Origin of the sequence: Devosia sp. UYZn731 (assembly GCF_040546795.1) — a bacterium.
GTDB lineage: Bacteria > Pseudomonadota > Alphaproteobacteria > Rhizobiales > Devosiaceae > Devosia.
In genome coordinates this window covers 374,504-396,235 of record NZ_JBEPOL010000003.1, presented here as the reverse complement: position 1 = coordinate 396,235, position 21,732 = coordinate 374,504, and the positions used below count along the sequence as shown (strand labels likewise).

Below are 21,732 nucleotides of genomic sequence, written 5' to 3'. Positions count from 1 at the left end.
AATGCTCCGATTGGTTTGTGGTGTCAGCCCTTGACCGACCCGCCGGCCATGCCTTCGATGAAGCGGCGCTGCAGGAAGACGAAGAAGATGACGACAGGCAGGACGATAATCAGCGCGGCAGCCATGATCTCGCCCCAGTCCGAACTGTATTGCCCGCTCAACAGGAAAAAAGAGACGACGGCCGTGAGCTTGTCCTGCTGCTGCAGGAAGGTCGTGGCGATCAGGAACTCGTTCCAGGAGTAGAGGCCGATGATCAGCGCGACTGTCAGGATGCCCGGGGAGACGATGGGGAGCATCACCTTGGTGAAAACTTGCCAATGGGTAGCACCGTCGATCAGCGCTGCCTCTTCCAGTTCCTTGGGTACCGCTAGGAAATAGGTGCGCAGCAGCATGATGGCGAACGGGCTATAGATCGCGGTGTATACGACTGCCACGGCAAAGACGTTGTTGATCAGGCCCAGTTTGGCGAAGGCGAAATACAGCGGGAATAGGAAAAGTTGAATCGGCGCGGTGGTGGTGGCTAGCAGGTAACCGGTGACCAGCCGCCACGACTTTATCTTCTTGCGAGCGAGCACATAGGCCGACGCTGACGCGGTTGTGCAGACTAGAACGATGGTCAGGGCGGTGAGGACAACCGAGTTGACCATCGATTGGCTGAACCGGGCGTCTGTCCAGGCCCTGGCGAAATTGTCCCAGCGGATGGCCTTAGGAAGCGCCAACGGATTCTGGATAATCTCTGGCGCCGACTTGAGAGCATTCAAGACCAGCAGAGCTATCGGAAACAATGCCGTAAAGGCGCCGATGGCCAAGATGACATAGGTGATGGTAAGCGTCGTGCGGCTCTCGACCAGTCTCATTGCTCGCCCTCGCTCGATTGGACCCGGATGTAGAAGTATGTGGCGACGAGACCGAAGATGCTGATCACCAGCGCGGTCGCGGCCGCCTGCCCGACGTTCAGGTCATAGAAGGCTTTTCGGTACGCCATCGTTGACAGCACCTCACTCGAGAATGCCGGGCCGCCCTGGGTCAGGATGTAGACGAAGTCGAAAACCAGGAATGACCAGATGACCGTCATAATCATCATCAGGGTTATCGTGGGTCGGATGCCGGGCAGCAGCACGTAGCGCATCATTTGCCAGAACGTTGCCCCTTCAATCCGCGCTGCTTCGATTTGCTCCTGCGGCACTTGGCGCAGGGCGGCGAAGAAGATGACGCACAGGAAGCCCCACCAATGCCACAGATCGACCGTCGCCACGCCAAACAGCGACATCGACGGCTGGGACAGCGGGTTGGTTACTGGCAGCCCGGTCTTTTGCAGCAAACCAAACAGGCCCGTCACGGGGCTGTAGATCATACCCTGCCAGATACGAGCCGTGATGACCGTGGCGATAATGACAGGGAGGAAGTAGACGACCTGGAAAAACGTGCGTCCCCTGGGGACGATCAGCAGCATGGTTGCTGCCAGCAGCCCCATGGCGATCGGAATTACCAGAAAAATTGCGGTCCAAATGATGTTGTTCGTCAACGCCGACCAGAACACGCTGTCAGCGGCAAGGGCCTGAAAATTACCCAAGCCGATGAAGACAGGCTTACCAATGCCGTCCCAGCGGAAGAACGCCAAGGCTACCGTCAACAATGCGGGTACAAGAATGATGGCGAAATTGATCGCCAACGTGGGGACGAGATAGAGCCGGTGCATGAAGGTCTCCGATGATGGGGTGACGACCTAGGCCATCACCCCGGCGTGGTCGGGAGGATTACTGGCGCGCAGGAACGGCGGGAACCTTGCCGGCGTCGAACTCTTCCTTGAACGTCGACTGCAGGGTTTCCAGGAACTGGGCGGTCGTGATCTTTTTGAGCCAAACTTCCTCGATGCCGCTCACCAAGTAGGTATCGGTGGCCGGCGGCATGAAAGTCCAAGTGGTATAGCCGTATTGGTTGGCGTCTACCGCAGTGGCCAGGCTCTTCATCGCTTCACCGTATAGCGGGGTGACGCTGTCACCGATCTTGACCTGGCTCAAATCCGCAAGGGGCGTGTTCCACTCCCCTTGCCAAACAGTATTCATTTTCCCGTAGAAATCGGGACTGAAAACATAGTCGATGACCGCAGCGGCGCCATCAGGCTGCTTGGAGGTTGCGGCAATGGAGAAAGTCGAGCCGATGCCGAGCGCATAAATGGGATAGGGCACGCCCTCGCCGCTCGGGAAGCCAACGAAAGCGGGGTCGGCATTGTTCTGCGGAAAGTAGGTCGGGACGTTCGAGAAGTTCCAGGTCCCGGTTGGCGCCATGCCAGCCTGATGCGTCGCCACCTGGGCAAATGCCTGTTCGCCGGTCAGCGAGAAGTAGTTCGGGCCGAAATAACCCTTCTGCCACCAACTATCCAGCGTATCGATGGCCTTCACGAACGGTTCGGAAGTCCACGGGATTTCGCCCTTGAGGGCCTTGTAGACGTTGTCCGGACCAGCAATGGAATTGAGGATGATCGAGACGTAGTGCTCGTTGGTCGGACGCCAGTCGGCGTTGCCGGCAGCAAAGGGAACGATGCCCTTGGCGAGCATGGCATCAGCCAAGGTTTCCAGCTCGGGTATCGTTTTCGGGGCGGCCCAGCCGTTCTCGGCAAAGAATTTCTTGTCGTAGAAGAGGCCAAGCGTTTCATAGGTCTTTGGCAAGGCATAGAGCTTGCCGTTATATTTCCCCAGCTCCAAGAACACCGGCAGAATGCGGTCATTCCAGCCCAGTTTGGCGGCGTAGTCATCCAGGGGCAGAAGCTGACCGGCCTGGGCCATCGACGCCACATAGCTGGGGCCGGGGGTGTAGACGACATCAGGGCCGCTGCCCGAAAGCATCGCGATGCGTAGCTGCTTGTCGAGTTCGGCCCCGCGGAAATCGATGGACAACTTGTATTGCGGATTTGCCTCGTTGAACGGATCGACCAGAATTGTTTTCAGGTTTTCTTGATTGGCGGGCGAAGCGGTCTCATACCACCAGTTGACCGGAGCGGCCTCCTGCCCCATGGCAGTCGAGCCGAGCAAAAGCAAAGCCAGACCGGCTGCGGTCCATCCAAGAGTTGTATGTTTCGTCATAAAGGTCTCCTCCCTAGTCGAGCTTCGCCCACCTGACTGTCAGGCAGATCCCCGCTCGATGATTCTGAATGGCATCTCGTGCGCCGTGCCCGTTGTCGGACCTTTTCCGTGCAGTCGCTCCATCAGGATTTCTGCCGCCTTGACGCCCATCTCGTATTGAAACTGCGCCACGGTCGTCAGGCCCGGCCAAACCAGGCGGGCCGCTGAAATATCGTCGAAACCAGCAACGGCGATGTCCTCGGGTATGGACAGGCCACGCTCGCGGATGGCTTGCATGGCGCCGATCGCCATAAGGTCGTTGGCGGCAAAAATCGCGGTTGATCGCGTGGGATTGTCCAGGACCGCCATAGCGGCCCTGCCTCCGCCAGTTTCGTTGAAATCTTCGTCGATGGTCACGAAGGGGACTGCCCCGGCCTCTTCCATCGCGGCCTTGTAGCCCTGGACGCGCACGCCTTGCGGGCCGCCATGGCCAGCGATCATTGCGATGTTGCGATGCCCCTTTGCCAACAGGAGCTGGGTCATTTCGTAGGCACCGCGCCGGCTATCGACGAAGATATTGTCGATGGCGATATCGCCGCCTTCCTTGCGGGCGTTCTCGAGGCGCACCACCGGTATGCCTTCGCCGATCAGCGGGGCAAAGTCGGGCGCCCTTAACGTCCAGAATACGCCGACCACTCCATCAACCCGGCCCTGTCGCGACCAGTCCAAAAAGTGCCGCTCACGCTCGGCAAGCCCATCCGTATTGACTGCGATAACGTCGTATCGCAGCGCTTCCGCGACGGACTGAATGCCTCGCATCAACGATGGGTAAAACGGGTTCGAGATATCGGGAACGATGCAGGCGATCGTCATAGTCCGGTTGGTCTTGAGCGCCTGAGCAAATCTGTTGGGCACATAATCGAGTTCACGAATGGCATCGTTGATTTTAGCCAGCGTTTCGGGAGGCGTCTCACCTGCGGCGCCGCTCAGGACCATCGACACCGTCGCTTGGGACAGCCCGGCGACACGCGCTACGTCCTTTTGAGTTGCCCGGCGCGCCATTTCGATTCCTCTGATACGTATCAGTGATACGTATCAACCGCAAAGCGCCGGTCCGGTCAAGGGAAATCGCTCTGGCGTGTTCGTGTTTGGGCGGTCGCGGAATCCGGGGTGATCGCGAAACAAGGCGCCTAACTTTGGACGTCGGATATCGCTTACGTTGACGTGGATAAGCCCAAATGGCTCAGCCGGCGAAACGCGCGCCCATGCCGCCGTCCACGCGCCAATTGGCGCCGGTTACGAAGGAAGCTTCGTCGGACAGCAGGAACACCGCGCAATTGGCGATTTCCGATGGCTTGGCGATGCGGCCCATCGGATGCACGTCGAGGACCTTCTGGCGGGTGTCCGCAGGCTGTCCGGAGAAATATTCGGCGACGAGGAAAGTCTCGGTCCAGCCTGGCGAGAGGGCATTGACGCGGATCTGGTGGGCGCCGACTTCGAGCGCCAGCGAACGGGTCAGGCCGACGAGGCCTGATTTCGCAGCGGCATAGGGGAAGTAGCCGATGAAGGTGTGATCGGCATGAACCGAGGCAATGTTGACGATCGAGCCCGACTTTGCCGCGATCATCGCCGGCAGAACTTCGCGAGCACAGAGCCATGCCGACTTGAGATCGACCGCGAAGACCGCGTCCCACTCTTCCTCAGTCATAGTCACCGGATCGGCGTTGGAATTGCGGCCGGCATTGTTGACGAGGCCTGTCACCGGACCAAAGCGCTTCACTGCTTCGACGTGAAATGCTTTGATATCGGCGGCAAGCCGAATGTCGCCACGAGCAAAATACACCCTGTCCTTCGCCTCAAGCCCGGCGACAAAAGCGCGGCCGGTTCCCTCCTCGACATCGATGATGGACACCGAGGCGCCTTCGGCCAGTGCCTTCTCGACGATGGCCGCGCCGATGCCCCGGCTGCCGCCAGTGACCATGATGTGCTGGTTGGGTAGGCGCAGGACCATCAGGCGTCGACCACTGGCGAGACCGCGACATTGTCGGCGAACAGCTTGTCGACTTCGGCCACACTGAAACCGGCTTCGAGCAGCACTTCACGGCTGTGCTCGCCGTAGCGGGGCGAGCCGCGCAGCGACGGAGTGGGGTCTTCGGAAAAGCGGATGGCCGGCGCCACAGTGCGATATTCACCGCCCTTGGAATGGGTCATCGTGGTCAGGTAGCGCTGCGTTTGCGGATGCGCGAGGAAGGTCGCATAATCGTTGACCGGACCGCACCACAGCCCGTTCTGCGTCAGCAATTCGTCCCAATGCGCAGCGGTATTCTCGCGCAGGCGGGTCGCCACCGCGTTGTAGATGTCATCGCGCCACGCCATCAGCTGGTCGCTATCGGTCTGTCGTGGCCGCGAGGCCTTGAGCTGTTTCAGCACCGGCACCTCGATGACATCGCTCAGCACGTTGAGATCGACCTGTGCCAGCGCCAGATGTGCATCCTTGCACTGATAGATGCCGTAAGGCGGCTCCATATAAATCGAGGCCTGCGGGCTGGCCGAACGGCGGGGCGGGCCTTCGCTGGACATGAAAGAGGTCAGCTCCTGCACCTGCATTTCCATGATCGCCGACACCATGGTGACCCTGATCTCCTGGCCTCGCCCGCTCGTCGCGCGGGCCACCAATGCCGCGAGCACGCCCTCAGTCAGGTGATGAGACGCGGAAACGTCGACCATGTAAAGCGGCGACGGATGCGGCAGTTCGGTGGAGCGGCCGGCGTTCATGGTTAGCCCGGCAAAGCTCTGCAGCAGCAGATCCTGGCCAGGCCGATCCTTGAGCGGGCCGTCTTCGCCATAGCCGCTGATCGAGCCATAGACCAAGCGCGGATTGATGGCGCTGAGCGTGGCGTAATCGATGCCAAGCTTGCTGGCGACGCGCGGGCGGAAGTTTTGCACCAGCACGTCGGCGTCCTTGACCATGCGATAGAGGACTTCGCGGCCGGCATCGGATTTGAGATCGAGGATCAGCGAGCGCTTGTTGCGGTTGAGCGTGACGAAGGTGGTGGCGTCGCCAAACTTGGTGATCCCCGCCATGGTCGAGTAGCGCGAAAAGTCGCCGCCGCCGGGCGCTTCGATCTTGACGATATCGGCGCCCATCTCGCCCATGCGCTGGGTGCACATCGGACCGGCCAGGGCAATGGTGAGATCGAGGACGCGGAGGCCCGCGAGGGGACCGGATTTGGACATGGCTTGGCCGTTCATGTTGGACTGGATCTGGTTCATTCAGCGCCCCCGGAACACGGGTTCGCGCTTTTCGCCGAAGGCCTTGATGCCTTCGGCGGCGTCTTCGGTGGACATGCAAAACGTGTAGCCATCATTCTCCCACGCGAGGCCCTGGGCGATCGAGGTACCCTGGCTCTGCTTGATAATGTTCTTGGCCGACTGCACGGCGATCGGCGGGTTCCTGGCTAGCCGCGCCGCGATGGACATGACGCGCGGGAACAGCTCGTCGACGCCGACCAGATCCTGCACGAAGCCGACGCGATGCGCCTCGGCGGCGGGGAAAACGTCGCCGGTCAGGATCCAGCGCGCAGCGTTGCCGTAGCCGATCAGCCGCGGCAGAATCGAGGTATTGCCGGAGCCGGCGTGCCAGCCACGCTGCACTTCGGGGGCGCCGAAACGCGAACGATCGGTCGCGACACGGATATCGCAGCTCATCGCCACTTCCAGCCCGCCGCCCAGGCAATAGCCATCGATGGCCGCGATGGAGGGTTTGCGCAGCTTGAGGAGCGGCGCGATGTAGTCGCGGTCATATTCCGCGCGGTTGCGCTGTTCCCATGGCTCGCCCAGGTCATCAAGCGCGTTGACGTCGCTGCCGGCGGAAAAGGCCCGGTCGCCAGCGCCCGAGATCACCAACACCTTAATATCGTCGCGAAAATCGACATCACGACAGATGCGGACGAACTCACTGCCCATCGCGGCGGTGATGGCGTTCAGCTTAGCCGGGCGGTTCATCACCATGTGGGCGATGCCGTTTTCGACGGTGTAGAGAATGTGGGCTTCGTCGGTCATCTGGTCGTATCCGTACTGGTGGAAGTGTCGGGCGCGCGCAGAGTCAGCGTCACGCTCCAGGTTTTGCTTGCGCCGGCTGCCAAGAGGACCGCCGTGCCCTGCTCCAGCGCCTGGCCGAGGTGGTCGGCGGGTGCGGTTGTCGGCTCCAGCGCGATGCAATGCCCGTTGCCGGGCTCCGGCCAACCGCCATAATTGAGCCAGAGCCCGAGATGGGCGATCTCGCGATTGTCCCAGCCGATATCGAGCCAACCATTGCGGCCGCCAACAGAGGCCGTGGCCGCCGGCACCTGGCTGGCATAGAGCTTGGCGGCGACATGGCTGGCCGCAGACTGGACAGCATCCAGCGGCACGTCGAGCGGCGCGCCCGGACCGGGCCAGGCAAGCTCGGGCGACACCAAGGTCTCGCCATTCCGTGACAGATAGCTGGCACTGACCTTGTCGACGCCGGCCATGGCAATACGATCCTGCGGCGTCACTGCCAGCAGTCCGTGCAATGCCCACATGAAGGGCAATGCGTCATCGCTCAAATTCTCGATGCAATACCGCGCAGTCAGCGTTTCGCCGGCCAGCGATAGCTCACGGCTGAAACGGAAGTCGGCATCGCCATAGCTGCAGGCGAGCCGGTCGGATGCGTGCGCGTCGACACTCCAGCGCCGACCCCACAGATCGCCATGGTCGCGCAAGGTCCGGCCCCATGCGGTGCCGCTGGCGTCCCATGGCGAGACCGTGGGAAAGCACTCGTCCCAGCCCACCGCTTCGTCGGCCAGATAGACGGCACCCTCGCCAAAATTGGCGGTTTGCGGGCCTTTGGCCATCCAGTCGCGGCCGGAGCGCCGGTCGAGCAGGCTCAGCACCCGGGCGCCGAAAGCCGGATCGATCACGACGCGCACAACCGCGTTTTCTATTGCGAGGGGAGCCATCGCGCCCTCAGCCGGCTGCTGCGGCGCGGGCCTGGGCCCGCTCGGCCCGCGCCATGCGCCACTGCCCGATTGCCACGGCCACCACCAGCAGGAAGCCCTTGGCCACAAGCTGGTAGAAGGTGGGGATATTGAGCAGGTTCATGCCGTTGCTCAGCGTCGCCAGCAGCACCACCGCGAGCATGGTGCCAACGATGGTGCCCTTGCCGCCGGCAAGGATGGCGCCGCCGAGAAACACCGCGGTAATGGCTTCGAGTTCAAGGCCCTGGGTGCCCGAAGAGGGTTGCCCGGAGCTAGTCCGCGCCGTCACCAGCACGCCGGTCAGCCCGGCCAGTGCACCGGAGATGGTGAAGATATAGAACTTCATCCGCGTCAGGTTGATGCCGGCGAGGCGCGCGGCGATGGGATTGCCACCCATCGAATAGATCGAGCGGCCGAACACGGTCGAGCTCATGACGAAATGTCCGATCACCGCGATGACGATCAGCAGCAGCATCGCGACGGGAATACCCGGGAAGCCGCCGCTTTCAAACACACGACCCGAGCCAAGGAAGGCGAAATTCTGGTCGAGCACGCCGATCGGGCGGCCTTCGGGGGCCACGAGAAAGGCCAGGCCTCGGTAGGCGGACAAGGTTGCCAAAGTCGCCACCACGGCATTGACCCGCAGGTATGAGATGATCGCCGCATTAACCACGCCAAGCAGCGCCCCGGCCAAGATGCCCATGAAGATGCCGCCCCAGACGGTACCCACATAGGTGACGAAGATCGCCGACACCACCGAGGCGACGCCGGCAATCGAGCCGACGGAAATATCCAGCGCTCCCGAGACGATGACCATGGTCATGCCGACACTGAGCAGGCCGACCACGGCTAGGTTCATGCCGATATTCATCAGGTTGCGCGGTGCAAAGAAGAACGGCGTCTGGCTGGCAATCAGCGCCACCAGAATGATCAGCGCGATGATCAGCGACAAGTTCTCTGCGCCAACGAAACGGGTGGCGGCCTTGAGCGGATTATCGGTGCTGCGTTCGGTATTGGTCTGGGTCATATGGGTCATGGACGCCCTCTTGATGGGATGGTCGCTACGCGGCTTGCTGGCCGAGGGCGACATTGAGGATGCGCTCTTCCGAGGCCTCGCTCTTTTCGATTGGGGCTGACAGCAGGCCGCCCTGCATCACGACGATGCGATCGGCCAGCGCCAGCAATTCAGGCATTTCCGAGGAGATCAGCATGATGGCGATACCGCTTTTGGCGAGGTTGTCGATCAGCCGGTAAATTTCGGCCTTGGCGCCGACGTCGACAGCGCGCGTCGGCTCGTCGAGGATCAGCACCTTGGGCTTGGCCGCCAGCCAGCGCGCCAGCACAACCTTCTGCTGATTGCCGCCCGACAGCTTGCCGACTTCCTGTTCCAGCGACGGCGTCTTGATTTCGAGGCTGGCGATCAATGGGGCCACCGTATCGACCATCATCTTGGAGCGTAGCACGCCCCAGCGGCTCAGCCTGGAAAACACCGCCATCGAGGCGTTCTCGATCACCGAGCGCACGAGGATCAGGCCCTCGCCCTTGCGGTCTTCGGGGGCGAAGCCGATGCTGGCGCGAATGGCATCCGAGGGGGATTTGATCCGGGTGAGTTCGCCCATGATCCGCACATCGCCGCTGCGCTTGTGCAGGTCGCCGAAGATGACCTTGGCAAGCTCCGTGCGGCCGGCACCGACCAGCCCGGCGAAGCCGAGGATTTCACCCGCGTGAATCTTGAAGCTGATGTCGCGGTGATAGCGGCTGGTGAGGTTGGTGACTTCCAGCACCACTTCGGACCGCGTCGTCTCGCTGCGGCTGAAGCCGTAGGACAGGTCGCGGCCCACCATCATGCGGATGATTTCGTCCGGCGTAACCGAGGCAGTTTCCTTGATGCCAACCAGCCGTCCGTCGCGCAGCACCACGATACGGTCGGAAATCTCCATCACTTCATGCAGACGATGGGTGACGTAGATGACCCCGAGCCCGCGCTGGCGCAGTGCGCGGATCAGCGTGAACAATCGCTCGGTTTCGTCAGCGGTCAGCGACGACGTGGGTTCGTCGAAGGCGATGACCTTGACACCGGGTTTGAGCGCGCGGGCGATTTCGACCACGTGCTTTTGCGCCGGCGACAGGGTATCGCCCATGGCTTCCGGGTCGATCAGCCCGGCAAAGCCGCATTCTTGCAGCAGCGCCCTGGCGTCGCTGCGCAATTGGCTGAAGTCGATGATGCCGCGCTTCTGCGGCAGTTCGCCGACGAAGATGTTCTCAGCGGCACTGATGTGAGGAACAATCTCGGGTTCCTGGCGCACCAGACGAAAGCCGGCACGGCGCGCTTCGAGCGGGCCGACGTGACTGACCTCCTGGCCATCGAGCAGAACAGTGCCCTCGTCGAGACGATAGTCGCCAGAGAGGATTTTGAGCAGCGTCGACTTGCCAGCACCGTTTTCGCCGACAAAGGCCACGACTTCGCCGCGCTTCACGTCAAAGGCCAGATTGGCCAGTGCCCGCACATTGGGGAAGGCTTTGCCGACGCCGCGGATTTCAAGAATGGGTGTATCAGTCATGGTCATGGCCAGTTGCTGGACAAAGCAAGGGTGGGACGGACAGCAGGAAGTCCGTCCCGGCGAGGCTCAGGCCCTTACGGGCAGGGCATCACATCCTTGTAGTTTTCCGGCGTCACGATCGAGGTATCGGCGACCGTGTTGAGCGGCAGAGGCGTGCCGTTTTCCAGCGAAGCGATCAGGGCCTTGGCGGCGCCAGCGCCCACATCGGTGCCGCTAATATAGAGCGCGGCCTTGAAACCGCTCGGCTGGCCGGCGGCCCAGGGATGGCAGGCTTCATAGGCGCCGAGACCGACACCGATGATGTCATCCGGCGAGAAGCCGGCATTGTTGAGCGCATTGAGCGTACCAAGAGCGCCTTCGTCGTTGCAGGCGAACACGACCCACTTGTCGACGTCAGGGTGCGCGGTGATCACGGGGCCCGCCGCTTCCAGGGCGGAATTTGTGGTGCCATCATAGGTGATCGGGAAGATCTTGGCGGCATCGGCGCCGGCCTTGGTCACTTCATCGCGCGAGGCATTGGTGCGGTCGTTGCAAACCGACAGGGTCTGCACTTCGACAGACAGGATGCCGTAGCTGCCGCCATTGAGCCAGCCGGACTTCTTGAGCAGGTCGCCGGCAGCGACGCCGACCTTGGTGCCCATGTCCTTGCCGTCGAAGCCGACCAGTGGGATCGGGTTGCCGGCAGCGTCGGCGATATTGTCGTTGGTGGCGACGAGCAACAGGCCCGCATCAGCGGCGGCCTTGGCAATTGCCGGGCCGACGGCCTGATCGGGGACGGTGATGGCGATGCCCTTGGCTCCGGCAGCAATCGCATCGGTGATAGCGCTGATGGCCAGGTTGGCGTCGAGTTCAACGTTGATCACCGATGCCTTGTAGCCCAGCTCTTCGGCAGCCTTGGTGAAGCCGTTGCCCTGGTCGATGAAGTACTGCTGGGTGCCGCTCTTGTTGATGTTGACGATTAGCTTGTCCTGGGCGGCGGCACCACCGGCGAAAGCCGTGCCGATCAGGCTGGCGGCTACGATTGTGCAACCGAGCAGGCGCGTAAACTTGGTCATTTGGTCCTCCCTGACCGATAAGTATCCAGCCGGGCGATTATTCTCCACCTATGGGTGGGTCGCTTCCGGTTGACGAAGAATAGGATTATCTGTTTATCATACAAAGTCAACGCGCCATCGAAACATCGAGTTGCGTACGGAGGAAATATGCAGCGTCTTACGGGCAAAATTGCCATTGTCACCGGGGCCGGACAGGGCATTGGTGAAGCCATTGCACGTCGGTTTTCCACAGAAGGCGCTCGTGTTGTCATCGCCGAACTGGACTCTTCGCGCGGTGAAGCGATCGCGGAAAGTCTGCGATCTGCCGGCGCCGAAGCCATCGCCATCCCGACCAATGTCGCCAACGCCAACAGCGTCGATGAAATGATGGCGGAAACCGTTTCGCAGTTCGGCCCGCCCGATATTTTGGTCAACAATGCCGGGATCGCCGTATTCGGGGACCCATTGTCGATTACCGATGCCGACTGGCAGCGGTGCATGTCGGTCGATCTCGATGGCGCCTGGTTTTGCTGCCGCGCCGCGCTGCCGCATATGCTGGCCAAGGGTCATGGCGCCATCATCAATATCGCTTCCAATCACTCTTTCCAGATCATCCGCAACACCTTTCCCTACCCGATTGCCAAGCATGGTCTGCTCGGGCTGACGCGCTCGCTGGCACTCGAATATGCTGATCGCGGCGTCATCGTGAACGCCATTTCGCCGGGCTATATCGATACGCCGCTAAACCGAAAATTCTTTGACGAGGACCCCGATCCGCAGGCCCGCGCCAAGGTCGAGGCCAAGCAACCGGTCGGCCGGCTGGGCAAGCCGGAAGAGATCGCGGCGGTCGCCGCCATGCTGGCCTCGGACGAGGCGCGCTTCATCGTTGGCGCCAATATCGTGGTCGATGGCGGTGTCACCATCCGCATGTACGAATAGGGAGAAAACCCATGAGCATCGAAGTATCGACCGCCGTCGCCTGCCACAATGTCCTCGGCGAAGGCTCCTGGTGGGACGCCAAACGCGGCTTGCTGTGGTGGCTTGACGTACCCATGCCGTCGCTGCTGCAGTCGCTCGATCCGGCCACCGGGCAGGTCAAAAGCTGCCCAATGCCCGAAATGATCACCAGCATGCGTGCCAAGAAGGACGGCACCGGTTTGATCGTCGCCTGCCACAGCGGCATCAGCAGCTTCGATTTCGCCACGGAAACGCTGACCCATCTGCTCAATCCAGAGCCGCAATTGCCCTATAACCGTTCCAACGACGGCGGCACCGATGCGCGTGGGCGCTTCTGGTTTGGCACCATGCAGAACAATATCGCGCCCAATGGCGCCGGCATCGATCTGATCGGCGGTTCCGGCTCGCTCTACCGCCTCGATCCGGACATGACACTGACCGCGCTCGAAGGCGGCATCTGGGTGTCCAACACCGTATGCTGGAGCCCCGACAACCGCACCATGTACTTCTGCGATACAGCGTCGGAAACGATCTTCGCCTATGATTTCGACCTGGATGCCGGGGTCATCAGCAACAAGCGGGCATTCGCCAAATTCGATCGTGGCGTTCCCGATGGCTCTTGCGTCGATGCCGATGGTTGCGTGTGGAATGCGCGCTGGGATGGCGGCTGCGTCGTTCGGTTCAATCCGCGCGGCGAAGTCGATACCGTTATCGATCTGCCGGTGAACAAGGTGACCTCTTGCGCCTTTGCCGGGCCAAATCTGGACCAGCTTTACATCACCACCGCCCGCTATGGCATGAGCGACGCCGAATTCGCCGCGGCGCCGCATTCGGGCAACCTGTTTGTCTGCCGCCCCGGCGCAAAGGGCTTGATCGCGCCCGAGTTCGGGTAAGCGGCGGGGCGCAAAGCCCCGCCTTCTTTCCTACAAATCGACCTGCTGGCGGGCGAGAACGGCCGTCAGCACCGGGCCCTGCCCCCATGGCACGATGTAGTTGAGCGGCACGTTCCAGTAGTGTTCCTGCGTCAGCGCCGCATAGACCGCGGCGGATACGCCGGTCAGGTTGCCCTCGGCATCGAGATTGACGAACATGGCGTCATAGGCCCTATCGGCGGCCGGGCGGAAGGTTTCAGCTGGCAGAAAGCCGAGCTTGATACCGCGGTAGAAGGCGCAGGCCATGAAGGCGGCAGTCGAGGATTCCGGGCCCGACTGCGGCTCGTGCACCATGGCCCACCAATTGCCATCCGGCAGCTGCCACTTGCGCATGGCCTCGGCCAAATCCTGCGCATTGCGCACGACGGTGTCGTAGCCATTGCTGGATTTGTCGGCATGTTCGGCGACATCGATCAGCCCGAGCAGGCCCCAGCCCTGCCCGCGACCCCAGCCGCGGATATAGGAGCGCTGAGTCTTTTCCAGCCAGAAATGGTTGTACATGCCCAGTTCGGCATCGAACAACAACTCGCGATAGGCGAGGATTTCATCCACCGCCCGCTGCGACCATTCCGTGCCGCCGCCGATCTTGGCGAGATGGGCATAGAATGGCGGATCGAAATGCATGCAGTCGAGCCACGTCCCGGCGCCCGGATCCTCCATCAGCGCTCGCTGTTCGGCATCGAGTCCGCCCCCGCCATAAGGTTCGCGCAGCGCCCGCAGCGTATCCTCAAACGTGATCGCCACGCCGCGCACCCTGCGACGTGAATAAAGATGCTCGGCCAGCTCGATTACCGCCTTGCGCAACACCTCGTCGCCGGTGCGTTTGACGATCTCGCACATGACGTGGCCGGGCGCTGTATTGTCGTCGAGCTGGAACGGCCGCATGCGCGTCGACCAGGCGCGGAAAAACCCTTGGGAAAAATCCTGCCATGTGGAAATTCCAAGCAGGTCGCCGGCGGCGATCAGCCCCTCGAAGCCCACCGAGTCGCCATAAAACCAGCCCTTGAAGTCGTGCTGCTGCAGCCGCTCGGCCACCCGCTTGAACAGCTGGCGTTCGGCTTCCGTTGGTTGTGTCATTTGCGTCCTGTGTGGGGCGCTTACTCGGTAAGCGAAAAGCCCCGATTGGCGTCGATGATGGCGCTCTGGATGAGGAACCGCATAGCCTTTTCGGCCTTGTCGGCGTCGCCAGCGGCAAAGGCGTCATAGACGTCTTGGTGCAGCTGGTTGGTCTCCTCCATCCCGACCAGCGCCGTGGTCGATCCGCGCGCCTGCATCTGCACGTCGATCATCAGCGACAGGGCCGCCTCGATCACCGAAAAGAGCTGCTCGAGAATTTCCGACCCGACCGCTGCCAGGAAGGCGCGGTGAAATTCGAGATCGTGTTCGATGAAATGTAAGCGCTGTTGTTCGGGAGTGCTTCGCTCGTGCAGAACTTCGATCTTGGCCTGCCAGGCGCGATGGATACGCTCCTTGGCGGACGCGCTGCCATTGGCCGTCGCGGTCCACACCACTCCGGGCTCCAGAGTCAGGCGCACCTGCAGCAAATCCTTGAGCAGCACCTTGCGGTCCGCCGCCTGCATCCGCCACTGGATCAGGTCCGGATCGAGCAGGCGCCATTCGGCGCGCGGCAGGACCGTGGTCCCTGCCATCTGCCGGCTGCGTACCAAGCCCTTGGCGTTGAGAATGCGAATCGATTCGCGCACCACCGAACGGCCGACATTGAGCTCATCCATCAGCTCCGCCTCCGTCGGCAGCGCTTCACCCGATTTCCATTCGCCCGCAACGATGCGCCGGCCCAAGCCGCTGACTACAGAGCCGAGAATTCCCCGGACCTGCATCAGCCCACCGAGATGGGCTTCCTCACGATTTGCGACTGCGCTTCTTGCCATACCAATTCGATCCGTGTTTCGAAGTTCCCCGTCAAGAGCGCACTTGCCCCTTGTCCCTCCCCGATTGTCCTCGGTGTTTATGCATGTCAGATTATCATACAAAGTAACAGGATGACCCGCAAGGCAATCGTCCGCGCGAACGAGGCCAAAAGTGTCTGCTCCACACGGCATCTTCCCCATGCTCTATGCCTTCTTCGACGAGGCTAACGCCTTGGATCGACAGGCGTTTCGCCAGCAGGTCGAGGTCTGCATCGCTTCGGGCGCCCATGGCATCGCGCTGCTCGGCCTGATCACCGAGGTCAAGACGCTGACCCCGACCGAGCGCGAAACGCTGGTGCAATGGGCGGTAGAGGACATTGCCGGCCGGGTGCCACTGATGGCAACGATCGCGGGGGCGACGCTTGACGAAGTGGGGGCGCTGGCGGCTTCGGCAGAGGCGGCCGGTGCAAACTATCTCATCTTACAACCGCCGCTGGGCCAGAAGCCGGCCAGCGCCGACCTGCTCGAATTCTATTCGTCGGCCATGGGCAAGATCACCGCCGAAGTGGGCATCCAAAACGCACCGGAATATCTCGGCGTCGGGCTGAGCCCCGATGAGGTCAAAGCACTGCGCCGCCGCCATGCCAATTTCACCCTGATGAAGGGCGAAGGCCCGATGATCCAGGTTAAACCGTTCATCGATGCGTTGGGTTCGGACTTTGTGATTTTCAACGGTCGCGGCGGGCTGGAACTGCCCGACAACCTGCTGGCCGGTTGCGCCGGGATGATCCCAGCTCCCGACTGCGCCGATGTGCAAATCACCATCTATGAGGCGGTCAAAGCCGGCGATCTGGAAACCGCGCAGCGTCTGTATGGGCTGGCCCTGCCCTACATCGTCTATGCCATGCAATCGCTGGACGTGGCGATCCTCTATGGCAAGACCATGTTCGCCCGCCGGGCTGGCATCGCCAATGCAGGAGCCTGCCGCGCGCCGACTATCATGCGTGAACCGTTCTTCGAGGCGGCACTGGATCGCTGGTCAGCCGCGTTAGGCCCCTACGGCCGCTAGATCACCAGTCCGCCACGCTGCCATCATGGTGATACCACTGAATCGGCTTGACCTCTTCGAACGGGTGCTTTGCCGCCGCCTCGAAGTTGATATCGACGCCGATGCCCGGCGCCTGGCTGGGCTCGACATAACCGCCCACGATCGGCGTCACGCCAGAAATGATCTCGTCGCGCCACGGCACATCCGAGCGCATCACCTCCTGGATCAGGAAGTTGGGCGTGGCGAAACCGAGATGGATATTGACCATGGTGGCGATCGGCCCGAGCGGGTTATGCGGGGCCATCGATACGCCAAAGGTGTCGCACAGGGTCGCGATCCGCCGCGTCTCGGTAATGCCGCCAGCATGGCACACGTCGGGCTGCGCCACAGCGATGGCGCCCGCCTGCAACAGGTGCAGAAACTCGTGCCGATGCACCAGCCGCTCGCCCGCCGCGATTGGAATAGTGGTGGACGCCGCCACGCGCGCCGTACCCTGCCAATCCTCGGGCTGGCACGGCTCCTCGAGGAAAAACGGCCGGTATGGCTCAAGCACCTTGGCATATTCGATCGCCATGGCCGCCGTGGTGCGGCCGTGCAGGTCGACCATGATATCCATGTCGTCGCCCGCGCCCTCGCGCGCCATCAGCGCCTCGGCCTCCTTGAGCGCGGCGTTGCCATCAAGCGGCGCGGTCTTGCCGACGGCCAGGATCTTGACCGCGGAGAAGCCATCGGCCTTTGAGCGCGCGACCTTTTCGGCGAAAGAAGCCGACGCGGCGCTGTTATAGACGGCAGTGGAGTCGCCGCCACCCAGATGATCATACATCCGCAGCCGCTTGCGGCTCAGCCCGCCGATCAATTGCCATAGCGGAATGCCCAGGCTCTTGGCCTTCAGGTCATGCAGCGCCTGGTCGATGCCGGACAGAGCCGACATGGTCACGATGCCACCCTTGAAGAATGGGTGGCGGAACATGATCTGCCAGAGATGCTCGATATTGCGCGGGTCCTCGCCGATGATCAGCATGCCGATATCCTCGACCGCTCCAATCACCGCACGGGTCTGGAACTCCATCGTTGCCTCGCCCAGCCCATAAAGCCCGGCCTGATCGGTTTCGACGCGCACGAAAATCCAGTTGCGCAATCTGGCGTTGACGACAAAGGTCTTGATGGCGGTGATCTTCATGCGATGTTCCCGGAATTTCGCTTGAGCATAGCGGCCGACCAGTCGTTCGTCCGCCAGCACTTTTCGTTTATCGGCTCATACCGCGCGTTGATCTACAAAGATCGATCATATATGAATTTGCCTCCAATCACGCTGGCGAGTTTCTTCCATGACTGAGCGCAAAACCCGGATCGGCATTGTCGGCGTCGGCTGGTGGGCGGCGTCCAATCACCTGCCGATCCTTAAGGCGCGCAGCGATGTGGAACTGGTCGGCGTCTGCCGCCTCGGCCAGGCCGAATTGCACCAGGTGCAGGAGCAGTTCGGCATCGCCTACGGCACCGAGTCTTTCGATGAGCTGCTCGGCGCCGTGCCGATGGATGGCATCATCGTTGCCTCACCGCACCGCTTCCATGGACAGCAAACCCTCAAGGCTTTGGACCAAGGCCTGCACGTCCTCGTCGAAAAGCCGATGACCGTCGATGCCGCCGAGGCCCGCGCCATCGTTGCGCTCACGGCGGAGCGCAAGCGTCATGTCGTGGTGCCCTATGGCTGGAATTTCCGCCCGTATTTCGCCGAGGCGAGACGCTTGATCGCATCGGGCAGCATCGGCACCATCAAGCACGTCTCGGCCGTCATGGCGTCACCGATCGGCGAGCTGATGTCCGGTCACGCCATGCCCGGCACTGAGAACGAACTGTTCCGCCCCAATCCCGAAACCTGGGCCAATCCGCAGAATGGCGGCTATGGCTGGGGGCAGTTGGTGCATCTGCTCGGTGGGCTGTTCTACCTCGCCGATCTGGCGCCCGAGCGGGTGTTTGCCTTTACCGGCAAGTCCGATCTCGGGGCCGACCTGTTCAATGCCGTCTCGGTCCAGTTCGCCAGCGGCGCGACCGCTGCCCTATCCGGCGCAGCGACGGTACCCGATGGCAAGCCGTTCCAGGTCGATCTGCGGTTTTACGGCAGCGAGGGCATGCTGCTGCTCGACGTCGAGCGCGAGCGTTGTGTGGTGCAGCGCCTTGATGGTCACGACATCACCGTTCCAATCGAACCGGGCACCGGTGCCTATGCGTGCATCGAGCCGGTCAACCGCTTCGTCGACTTGTGCAGGGGCTTGCCGGTTGAGAATGCCGGTCCGGCGTTGGTCGGTGCCCGGGCGGTGGAGGTGGTCGAAGCCATGCTGCGCTCGGCAAAGTCGGGCAATGCCGAGCGCATCTGAAGGCTAGCGGTTGACCTTGTCGGCCAGCGCCATGATCGCATCGAGCCCCGCCTCGGTGGCGATCTCGCGCGCCAGCACACGGCGAACGACGATCCCGGCCTCCTTCTGGAAATTGGGATAACCCTGCAGGCGCGGCCTGATCCAGGCCGTGTCGATGGTCGAGCGGATCGCCGAAAAGAAGCCGTTGAAACGCGCATCGGTCACCGCATCGTCCCAAGCCGCGGCTATTGCCGGCTGCCCGTGATGGGCCGCAATGATCTCGCGTTGCGCGACATCCGACAACAGGAAAGCGATGAACCGCAGCGCCGCTGTCGGATCCTTGCAATGCCGCGACAGGCCAACGGCGGTGCCGCCGATTGCCGTCCCGGCCTGATGGGGTGCTGTGGTGCCGGGAAACGGCGCGAAGCTGAGGCGCTTGCGCATGTCCGCCTCGCCATAGGTGGCGTAGCCATAAACGCAGGGGGCGTAGACTACATCGTCGCGCGCCACCATTTGGTCGTGTAGGTCGATCGAGTTCCAGCCGATGGCCTCAGGTGGGCAAAATTCCAGCGCTGCTGTAACCAGTTCAAGCGCCTCGCCGAGACCCACGCGATCAATCCTAAACGGCTGTTTTGGATCGGTTGACCACGGCTTGCCGGCATTGGCCATCAGCGCCGCGATCGTTAGCACGGCGTGCGGCGTTTCGCAGGCCATGCCGAGGAACAACCCGTCCTTGCGCAGCATACGTCCGAGATTGAGCACGTCGTCCCACGATACCGGCAGCGGCCGATCCGCCATTAGGTCGCCGCGATAGAGCGCATGCTGCGTCGCCCCGTCGATCGGCGCGCCCCAGACCGCATCGGCATAGCGATAGCTGGTCAGCGAGGCCCCTGCAAAATGCCGGTCATCGGACGGGTTCAACCCGGCCAGATTCCGGTCCAGCGGCACGAAAGCGCCACTGGCGACCACATCGCCACTGAACGGATGATCGTAGATGATCAGGTCGAACTGCTCGGCGACTGCGGCCAGGCCCTGATGCTCGAAATCGCTGAGCGGGCGAACCGTCCACTCCACCGCGATATCGGTATTATCCTGGCAAAACCGCTCGACCAGCGGCTGCAACGGTCCCGTCGCCCGCCGATGCCCCCAGCTCAGCCCCTTGAGCGTGGTCATCAGGCGTCCTTGCGGCCGACGAACTCGTCGATGCCCTTGCGCTGGTTGCCGAGGGCGAATGCCAGTACCATCAGGTCGTTCTCATAGCGCGAGGCCCCGTCCAGCGTGCCGTTCAGTGCGGCGCGGATACCCTCCTTGACCGTCATGGTGGCGATCGTCGTATGGCCGGCAATCCGTGCCGCCATGTCCCGTGCGGCCGCCACTTCCTCGCCCTCGCCCACCATCTGCTCGATCACGCCCATGCGGTAGGCCTCGTCGCTGCCATAGGTATCGCCGGTCAGGCACATCATCATGGCCTTGCCGTAGCCGACCAGCCGCGTCAGCATCTGCGTCTGCCCGCCGCCGCCGAGCCAGCCATGCTTGACCTCAGGCGCGCCGATCTTGGTCGATGGCGCGGCGATGCGGATATCGCAGTTGATGGCGATTTCCAGCCCACCGCCGACCGCCCAGCCTTTCAGCGCCGCCACCGTCGGTTTCTTGATGCGGCGGAATTCGGTGGCGTAGCAGATGCGATTGCGGAACGCCCAGGCGTCCTTGAAGCTATCGAGCTGGGCGATATCGGTGCCAGCACAGAAAGCCCGCTCGCCCGCGCCACGCACCACCACCGCACGGATCTCGTCATCGTCATTGATCTGTCGCCGCGCGTCGCGGATCGCAGCAGCCATTTCCGGGCTGATCGCATTGTGCTTTTCCGGGCGATTGAGCACCAGTTCGGCAATGCCATCGCCATGGCGTTCGAGCAATATTTGGTCCGGCATGCTAACACTCCTTGAGCGGAACGCCTTCCGCATCATAAATAATCGATTATATATGATTATGAGCTGGGCGATGATTTCGCAAGCGGAGTCTGCCTACCCCTGCGGTTTCGTGACGAAGGAATGCCGAAATGGTCAAATCGATAGCGAGCAAAACCAAGCCGGAGTCGTTCATTCGCAGCCGCAGCCTAGTCGATCTGGCGCACGAGGAAATCCACAAGCGCATCACCAATGGCGAAATCCCCCAGGGCGAACGCCTGGTAATCGATGCCCTGGCGCAGGAATTCGGCACCAGCCTCATTCCGGTGCGGGAGGCGCTGGCGCGGCTGCATGCCGAACGGCTGGTGTCATTCGAGGCCAACAAGGGCTATCGCGTCGCCGCGCCGCCCGATGCACTGGAGCTGCGGCACCTGTTCAGCGCCCGGCTGATTCTCGAGGTCGGAGCGCTGGAGACCGCCCTACCCCTGATCAATCCGCAACTGATCGCCGAACTGCGCAAGATCAACGAGCAGATGGGCGCCGGCACCTACGGGACGACGTTCGAAGGCTATGTCGAGTTCGTTAAACTCAACGCGGTGTTCCACGAAAAGGTCGTCGGCCTGTCTGGCAATCCCTTCATCATCGATGCCTACCGCAAGCTAGCCTATCACCAGCGCATCATGCAGGCCCTGCATGGACGCGGCATTCCCGATATCGCCAAGCTCGTCGCCGAGCACGAGGCGATTATCGAGGCGCTACAAAACGGCTCACCTGACGGGGCCCGCAGCGCCATCCGCCAGCACATCCTCGATGGGGGACAGCGCCTCCTCGAACCCGCCTGACCCTGCGAGCTCCCGAAGCGCCCAGCGCACGGCAGATCTGCCACGGCGATATCCTCAGACAGGGGACCGCCGGGTATGTCTCAAGCCAAATTTGGCGTGAGATGTCGCTCCCACAGCGCGCACGGCCGCACCGATCCGCCGGTGGCGATGATGCGGCCGGCGTTCGT

At 62.1% G+C, this 21,732-nt stretch carries 21 protein-coding genes; 5 read left to right on the top strand and 16 right to left on the bottom strand.

The window, feature by feature from the left end:
- Positions 1–23 precede the first annotated feature (23 nt).
- The 11 genes from ABIB57_RS09805 to ABIB57_RS09755 form a co-directional block, all read right to left on the bottom strand.
- Positions 24–857, bottom strand: a complete 834-nt coding sequence (locus ABIB57_RS09805) for a carbohydrate ABC transporter permease (RefSeq protein ID WP_354040371.1) — start codon at positions 855–857, stop codon at positions 24–26.
- Positions 854–1,699 (bottom strand): carbohydrate ABC transporter permease, encoded by an 846-nt coding sequence (locus tag ABIB57_RS09800; RefSeq protein ID WP_354040369.1) that lies wholly within the window; start codon positions 1,697–1,699, stop codon positions 854–856. Before ABIB57_RS09800 ends, ABIB57_RS09805 begins: the two co-directional genes overlap by 4 nt.
- A 58-nt stretch (positions 1,700–1,757) precedes the next feature.
- Positions 1,758–3,083 (bottom strand): ABC transporter substrate-binding protein, encoded by a 1,326-nt coding sequence (locus ABIB57_RS09795; RefSeq protein ID WP_354040368.1) that lies wholly within the window; start codon positions 3,081–3,083, stop codon positions 1,758–1,760.
- Positions 3,084–3,122: 39 nt separating this feature from the next.
- Positions 3,123–4,124: a LacI family DNA-binding transcriptional regulator gene (locus ABIB57_RS09790; protein ID WP_354040366.1), complete on the bottom strand. Its 1,002-nt coding sequence runs from the start codon at positions 4,122–4,124 to the stop codon at positions 3,123–3,125.
- A gap of 181 nt (positions 4,125–4,305) precedes the next feature.
- Positions 4,306–5,073 (bottom strand): glucose 1-dehydrogenase, encoded by a 768-nt coding sequence (locus ABIB57_RS09785; protein ID WP_354040364.1) that lies wholly within the window; start codon positions 5,071–5,073, stop codon positions 4,306–4,308.
- On the bottom strand, positions 5,073–6,335 hold the full coding sequence (locus ABIB57_RS09780) for a CaiB/BaiF CoA transferase family protein (RefSeq protein WP_354040362.1): 1,263 nt from the start codon (positions 6,333–6,335) through the stop codon (positions 5,073–5,075). The genes ABIB57_RS09785 and ABIB57_RS09780 overlap by 1 nt, the downstream gene beginning before the upstream one ends.
- On the bottom strand, positions 6,336–7,124 hold the full coding sequence (locus tag ABIB57_RS09775) for an enoyl-CoA hydratase/isomerase family protein (RefSeq protein ID WP_354040361.1): 789 nt from the start codon (positions 7,122–7,124) through the stop codon (positions 6,336–6,338).
- Entirely contained in the window at positions 7,121–8,044 is a 924-nt protein-coding gene (locus tag ABIB57_RS09770; RefSeq protein ID WP_354040359.1) for a hypothetical protein, read from the bottom strand. Before ABIB57_RS09770 ends, ABIB57_RS09775 begins: the two co-directional genes overlap by 4 nt.
- Positions 8,045–8,051: 7 nt before the next feature.
- Positions 8,052–9,098 carry an ABC transporter permease gene (locus tag ABIB57_RS09765; RefSeq protein WP_354040357.1) on the bottom strand — a complete coding sequence of 349 codons (1,047 nt, stop codon included), beginning with the start codon at positions 9,096–9,098 and terminating at the stop codon, positions 8,052–8,054.
- Positions 9,099–9,123: 25 nt separating this feature from the next.
- Positions 9,124–10,623 (bottom strand): sugar ABC transporter ATP-binding protein, encoded by a 1,500-nt coding sequence (locus tag ABIB57_RS09760; RefSeq protein ID WP_354040356.1) that lies wholly within the window; start codon positions 10,621–10,623, stop codon positions 9,124–9,126.
- Positions 10,624–10,697: 74 nt separating this feature from the next.
- On the bottom strand, positions 10,698–11,678 hold the full coding sequence (locus ABIB57_RS09755; RefSeq protein ID WP_354040354.1) for a substrate-binding domain-containing protein: 981 nt from the start codon (positions 11,676–11,678) through the stop codon (positions 10,698–10,700).
- 147 nt (positions 11,679–11,825) lie between these two features.
- Here ABIB57_RS09755 and ABIB57_RS09750 point away from each other — a divergent pair, with 147 nt between their 5' ends.
- On the top strand, positions 11,826–12,596 hold the full coding sequence (locus tag ABIB57_RS09750) for an SDR family oxidoreductase (RefSeq protein ID WP_354040353.1): 771 nt from the start codon (positions 11,826–11,828) through the stop codon (positions 12,594–12,596).
- 11 nt (positions 12,597–12,607) lie between these two features.
- A complete protein-coding gene (locus tag ABIB57_RS09745; RefSeq protein WP_354040351.1) occupies positions 12,608–13,507 on the top strand; it encodes an SMP-30/gluconolactonase/LRE family protein in 900 nt (299 codons plus the stop codon).
- Positions 13,508–13,537: 30 nt separating this feature from the next.
- On the opposite strand, the gene ABIB57_RS09740 is transcribed toward ABIB57_RS09745, so the two are convergent.
- Positions 13,538–14,623, bottom strand: coding sequence for a glycoside hydrolase family 88 protein (locus ABIB57_RS09740; RefSeq protein ID WP_354040349.1), 1,086 nt, complete (start codon positions 14,621–14,623; stop codon positions 13,538–13,540).
- Positions 14,624–14,643: 20 nt separating this feature from the next.
- Positions 14,644–15,435, bottom strand: coding sequence for a FadR/GntR family transcriptional regulator (locus ABIB57_RS09735; RefSeq protein WP_354040348.1), 792 nt, complete (start codon positions 15,433–15,435; stop codon positions 14,644–14,646).
- A 151-nt stretch (positions 15,436–15,586) separates the two neighbouring features.
- On the opposite strand from ABIB57_RS09735, the gene ABIB57_RS09730 reads away from it, so the two are divergent.
- On the top strand, positions 15,587–16,483 hold the full coding sequence (locus ABIB57_RS09730; protein ID WP_354040346.1) for a dihydrodipicolinate synthase family protein: 897 nt from the start codon (positions 15,587–15,589) through the stop codon (positions 16,481–16,483).
- A gap of 1 nt (position 16,484) precedes the next feature.
- Here the strand turns inward: ABIB57_RS09730 and dgoD are convergent, their stop codons facing one another.
- Complete coding sequence (gene dgoD / locus ABIB57_RS09725; RefSeq protein ID WP_354040345.1) at positions 16,485–17,642, bottom strand: galactonate dehydratase; 1,158 nt, start codon at positions 17,640–17,642, stop codon at positions 16,485–16,487.
- A 148-nt stretch (positions 17,643–17,790) separates the two neighbouring features.
- Here dgoD and ABIB57_RS09720 point away from each other — a divergent pair, with 148 nt between their 5' ends.
- Positions 17,791–18,837, top strand: a complete 1,047-nt coding sequence (locus ABIB57_RS09720) for a Gfo/Idh/MocA family protein (protein ID WP_354040343.1) — start codon at positions 17,791–17,793, stop codon at positions 18,835–18,837.
- A 3-nt stretch (positions 18,838–18,840) separates the two neighbouring features.
- Here ABIB57_RS09720 and ABIB57_RS09715 read toward each other — a convergent pair whose 3' ends face one another.
- A complete protein-coding gene (locus ABIB57_RS09715; protein ID WP_354040341.1) occupies positions 18,841–19,989 on the bottom strand; it encodes an ABC transporter substrate-binding protein in 1,149 nt (382 codons plus the stop codon).
- Positions 19,989–20,747, bottom strand: a complete 759-nt coding sequence (locus ABIB57_RS09710) for an enoyl-CoA hydratase/isomerase family protein (RefSeq protein WP_354040340.1) — start codon at positions 20,745–20,747, stop codon at positions 19,989–19,991. The genes ABIB57_RS09715 and ABIB57_RS09710 overlap by 1 nt, the downstream gene beginning before the upstream one ends.
- 128 nt (positions 20,748–20,875) lie before the next feature.
- Here ABIB57_RS09710 and ABIB57_RS09705 point away from each other — a divergent pair, with 128 nt between their 5' ends.
- A complete protein-coding gene (locus tag ABIB57_RS09705; protein ID WP_354040338.1) occupies positions 20,876–21,565 on the top strand; it encodes a GntR family transcriptional regulator in 690 nt (229 codons plus the stop codon).
- Positions 21,566–21,732 lie beyond the last annotated feature (167 nt).